Below are 4445 nucleotides of genomic sequence, written 5' to 3' on the forward strand. Positions count from 1 at the left end.
GAAGTCGCAACCGAACTCAACGATCGTCCACGCAAAACACTCGGCGGGATTACACCCGCGCAAGCCCTGCAACGGCTAATGTCAGAGCCAGGAAAGCCCATCGTTGCAACGACCGGTTGAATCCGCCCATCCCATGCGGGCACCCCGTCCGAGTTGAAATTGGCTCTTGACCGCACTGTTGCGAGGCTTCGAAACCGTGCCCGCTGGCGCACCGCTCTACGGGCGCATGACCTCGACCGATGCGACTTTTCTGTGTGTCAAAACGCGAGAACGACTGCGTCAGTCGTCAGCCATCGACATTGGAGGCTGAGCGCCCTCGTGGAGTGAATTCGGCGGTATCGATTCTTCTGCTCTCCAGACGGCTCGCAGGATCGCAATGACGTCGTCGAGGGGCACCTGTGCGTCTTCCCCTGCTTCGGCCAGAGAACGCGCATGCTCGATAACCGATTGTGGTGCTCGAGATGCGCCAGGTGCGACACGGGTACCTGCAGCGGTGCGCGTGACGACGAGACCCTCCTGTTCGAGGGTTTTGTATGCCTTCGCGGCCGTGGCCTGTGCGACAGCGAAGTCCCGTGCAGACTGTCGCACGGTGGGAAGACGCTCGCCGTCGCCAAGTTGGCCCGAGTGGATTGCTCCACGGAAAAGTTCGGCGATCTCGTCGGCAGAACTCGGCGTTGTCTTGGTCATCGGCGTGCACCAGACGTAGAAGGTTCGTGGTCCGGGGCAGTTGCGGGTGAGCGGCGTACCCCGAAAGCGGCCCGGGCAGTATCGACGGCGAGCCGGAGCAGGAATGCAACACCAGTTGCCTGGAGCAGGTACCCCATCAGGTTCATCGGTCGGGCGATCGCGTCATAGCCGCTTCCAACGTAGATGCGCGGGGCGGATGGGTCGTTCAGGTCCCACTGTTGGTCCAAGCCCACAAGCGCCTGCCCGATCGAGCCGGTGTGCATCCAGACAGCGCCGAGTGTTGTGATGAGCCCACCAAGCAGGATGAATGTGAATAGGCGCGCGGTCAGTTCCCGTTCAGTGCGCACGCTGGCTGCTGACGAGCGGGCGAACAGGGGCTGGTTGGCGTCGGCGCGCAGTACGACAACGAAAATGACGCAGGCAAATGCGAGTGCGACCAGTGTTGCGAGATGATTCGGCCACCCGGCGCCGGCTATATAGCCATAACCGCTATTGAAGGTCATATAGATCGGCAGGTCGGTGTAGATCGGGACGATTCCGAGGAACCGCCCATCCTCGGGCGCGGATGTCGCAATCACGACCTGCCACAGTGCCGTAACGGCCAGCAGTCCCGCAGTGAGACCAGAGATCCAGAGCAATGCTTTTGAAACGAAGGCATGCCATGGGCGACGCGGAACGATTGCCCGCTCGCCGGGCGCGGGAAGCGGTGTTCTACGAAGGACGAGGGCCGCGACAACAACAACCACAGTCGCAATGAACAGCGGTGCCGGCCGTCGCCACCACCCGTCGAATCCGGACGTGGGGTACGTGTGGGAGGCGACAGCGATCATGCTGACAATCGTTGCGACAAGCACCACCAGAAGTGAGCCCACAATTCCCGTCCACGCGAGCACCATCCGGCGCTGCCCGGTCTTCGGCAGCGAAACGATGCGTCGAGGCCGAATCCACGAGAGAGCAAACAACAGAATGCCAAAAGTGAGTGCGACCTCGAGCGGCGGCAGAAGTTGCTTGATAGTAAACAAGATGGACAGGAACATTCGACCTCCAGGAGAACGGGCTACCCATGACACACATTACGACTTGTGCTGAAACCCTAGCACAAGCTTGTACTAGGCAGATAGTGCAACTTAAAGCGTGCCCGTCTGCGTGCTAGCGGATCCTCTATTGGTTGCGCTACCGTCGCGTTGACGGATCGGCTACCGGGTCAGTCCGCGACTCGCTCCCACACGGCAAACTCAGCGATGTCGTGGCAATCCTTTGGCGCGGACCTCACATCGATGTAGCCGCCTGCGCCGTCGATCCGTTCCCCGGTTCGAACAACTCCTAGGCCGGGTACGTTCGCACTTTCACCGTCATCGGCCAGTCGCGTTCCAAACGGAAACTGCAGCACGTGAATATCGTTGTCGGCTGCCAAGGCAAGGCACCCAGAGTCTGTGCGAATGAGTGTCCCGGCAATCGGGGCGTCCACCCCAGAATCAGATTGGGTGGATGCGGCGAGCAGGATCGTCCCGTGCGCACGTTGCTCGGACGGTGTTCCCCCGTCCTCGCAGCCCGACATCGATGCCATCAATCCCAAACCGATCAATACGGCAAGTGCGCGCCTCATCGCTTCAGCATCGCAGAGTGCACAGGCAATAAGAAGCCTCCTCGAGGAGCGGCAACTGGTCCGCTATCGGGGCAGGTGGGCAGTTGCGCTTCAAGATCGTTACATGTAACATTTTTGTATGGCAAGCACACGAGAGCGGGTCCGCGAACATCGACAGCGGTTGCGGGAGCAAGGGCTTCGCCCGATCCAGATCTGGGTGCCCGACGTCCGCGCTCCCGAGTTCGTCGCGGAAGCTCACCGCCAATCGACCCTGATCGCTGCCAGTGAGCACGAAGCGGATGATCAGGCGTTCGTTGACGCCATATCCGTGGATTGGGATGACGATGCGGGGCCCGCCGAATGAGGCGAGGCGATATCTGCATCGCTGCGGCACGAGGTGCCTATACCGGTAAGCCACGACCGGTGGTCGTCGTCCAGGATGATCGGTTCGATGGCACCGCGTCGGTCACTGTTTGTCCTCTGACGAGTAATGAGATTCAAGCGCCGCTGAGTCGAATTCCTGTTCAACCGACGGCGATCACAGGGGTTGAGCACCAGAGCTACATCATGGTCGACAAGATAACGACCATGCCGCGAGCAAACGTGAGTGATCGACTCGGACGACTTGAAGACTCCGACCTTATTCGACTTGACCGCGCACTTGTCGTGTTTCTCGGTATTGCCGAGTGATGTTCCGCCGCCGACACCCATCCTGTCGCGTTAGCGAATCGGTCAATGCGGTCGAAGCGCGCTGATAGCGGATCGGCTACCGGCGAACTTTCTGTTGCGTTCGCCGACCCGGTTGCGGGCACACGGTCTGCGCGACAGCACGGTTTCAACCGCATTGCAGTGAACGCCATTGCTGAGATTCGTCCCCTTGCCCCGTGCTTACTTTGTTGGTACCGTCACGGGCAATCCATCAGCACCAAAACGTTGCATCAACGACGATGATCGGAGGAATCGTTCTTGCCATGAAATTCAATGTACGGAAGTACCGACGACTTGTGACTGGGGGCTGGACAGGAATTCTTAGTCTTGCAATCCTAATTATCGGAATAGCACTAATCGTTGGTGTTTCAATCTCGCCTGATTGGCGTTTGGGGGTCGTTCTGATCAGCAGTGTCATGCCGGTTGTAGCGACAATATTCTTCGGTTGGCTGGTATTCCGGTCACGAGAACCTGCTAGGTAAGCCTGACAGAACATCCCGCAGCCGGCTTTTCGATCGCCCAGTAGCGAATCGGCTTGCGGTAATGGCCAAGATCCTTAGCAATTGGACTCTTACTCCCAAGGCGACTCCGGCTCGACGTGTCGCTTCAGATCCATGGCATCGTGGAGGATCCGGCCGATGACAAGCACGTCACCGTCTTGACGGCAGACGAGAAAATGCCGCGGACGGTGGACACTTCTTCCTGGTGGCTGAGTGCGGCTCTGTGACAAGTGCCAGGTAAACACACCGTCTCCGAGCTCGGGGCGAGGTGTGTGCCCTGCATCATCGGTCGTCGATGCCGCGCCTCGAATGGCCGCGGCGATCAGCGACTCGTATCGTTTGCGTGCCTCTTCGCCGAACTGCTCATCCGACCACCCAAGGATCGAAATGATGTCGGCCTGAGCGGCATGGCTGAGACGATAGTTCGCCATCAGCCCGCTGGTTGGGTTCGCGCAGCGCGGGCCCCGAGCTGTCCGATGAAGTCATCGAGGTTTGCATCAGCAACGTCATCGAAACGTCCCGAGTCGAGATCTGACCAGCCCTGGTCGGCAGCATTACGCAAGGCAGCAATCTTCGCTGCGTTCTCCTCCTCTTGCCGCTCCAGAACCCGTAGGCCCTCACGCAGTACCTCACTGGCGTTCTGGTATCGCCCAGACTTCACCAACGAATCAACCAATTCGTGCTGGCGTTGACTCAGCACAACATTCCTTGTCGCCACGACAACCACCTCCATTGGCATTTTATGCCAATCGGTTAGCATTTGGTAGGGGGACACCGTAAGAGGATCTTGGGTTCAACCGGTCGTTGCAACACTCGTTTATCTGTGAGGTGTTGCCCATGTGGTCAAAGGATGAGTTGGTTCAGAAGCGGGAACGATTCTGGGTGTTAGTTGCTGGGGGTTCGACATCGTCTGCGGCGTGTGATGCTGTGGGTGTGGATCGACGAACTGGACGACGTTGGCGCCA

Annotated in this window: 7 protein-coding genes; 2 read left to right on the forward strand and 5 right to left on the reverse strand. The window is 59.1% G+C overall.

The window, feature by feature from the left end; all coding sequences use genetic code 11:
• Positions 1–279 precede the first annotated feature (279 nt).
• From DL891_RS16395 to DL891_RS16405, 3 genes are all read right to left on the reverse strand, one after another.
• Positions 280–687 (reverse strand): GntR family transcriptional regulator, encoded by a 408-nt coding sequence (locus tag DL891_RS16395; RefSeq protein WP_111721565.1) that lies wholly within the window; start codon positions 685–687, stop codon positions 280–282.
• The gene (locus DL891_RS16400) at positions 684–1724 is read right to left on the reverse strand and encodes a hypothetical protein (RefSeq protein ID WP_111721566.1); all 1041 of its coding nucleotides are present in this window, start codon (positions 1722–1724) and stop codon (positions 684–686) included. The genes DL891_RS16395 and DL891_RS16400 overlap by 4 nt, the downstream gene beginning before the upstream one ends.
• Before the next feature lie 167 nt (positions 1725–1891).
• The gene (locus tag DL891_RS16405) at positions 1892–2293 is read right to left on the reverse strand and encodes a hypothetical protein (protein ID WP_111721567.1); all 402 of its coding nucleotides are present in this window, start codon (positions 2291–2293) and stop codon (positions 1892–1894) included.
• 118 nt (positions 2294–2411) lie between these two features.
• Between DL891_RS16405 and DL891_RS16410 the strand changes: the two genes are divergently transcribed.
• Positions 2412–2636, forward strand: a complete 225-nt coding sequence (locus DL891_RS16410; protein WP_111721568.1) for an antitoxin MazE family protein — start codon at positions 2412–2414, stop codon at positions 2634–2636.
• Positions 2633–2962, forward strand: a complete 330-nt coding sequence (locus tag DL891_RS16415) for a type II toxin-antitoxin system PemK/MazF family toxin (protein WP_111721569.1) — start codon at positions 2633–2635, stop codon at positions 2960–2962. Before DL891_RS16410 ends, DL891_RS16415 begins: the two co-directional genes overlap by 4 nt.
• A gap of 589 nt (positions 2963–3551) precedes the next feature.
• Here DL891_RS16415 and DL891_RS16420 read toward each other — a convergent pair.
• Positions 3552–3911, reverse strand: coding sequence for a type II toxin-antitoxin system RelE/ParE family toxin (locus tag DL891_RS16420; protein ID WP_111721570.1), 360 nt, complete (start codon positions 3909–3911; stop codon positions 3552–3554).
• A complete protein-coding gene (locus DL891_RS16425; RefSeq protein ID WP_111721571.1) occupies positions 3911–4198 on the reverse strand; it encodes a type II toxin-antitoxin system ParD family antitoxin in 288 nt (95 codons plus the stop codon). Before DL891_RS16425 ends, DL891_RS16420 begins: the two co-directional genes overlap by 1 nt.
• Positions 4199–4445: the final 247 nt, after the last annotated feature.

Origin of the sequence: Homoserinimonas sp. OAct 916 (assembly GCF_003260275.1) — a bacterium.
In the GTDB taxonomy this organism is placed as follows: Bacteria; Actinomycetota; Actinomycetes; order Actinomycetales; family Microbacteriaceae; genus OACT-916.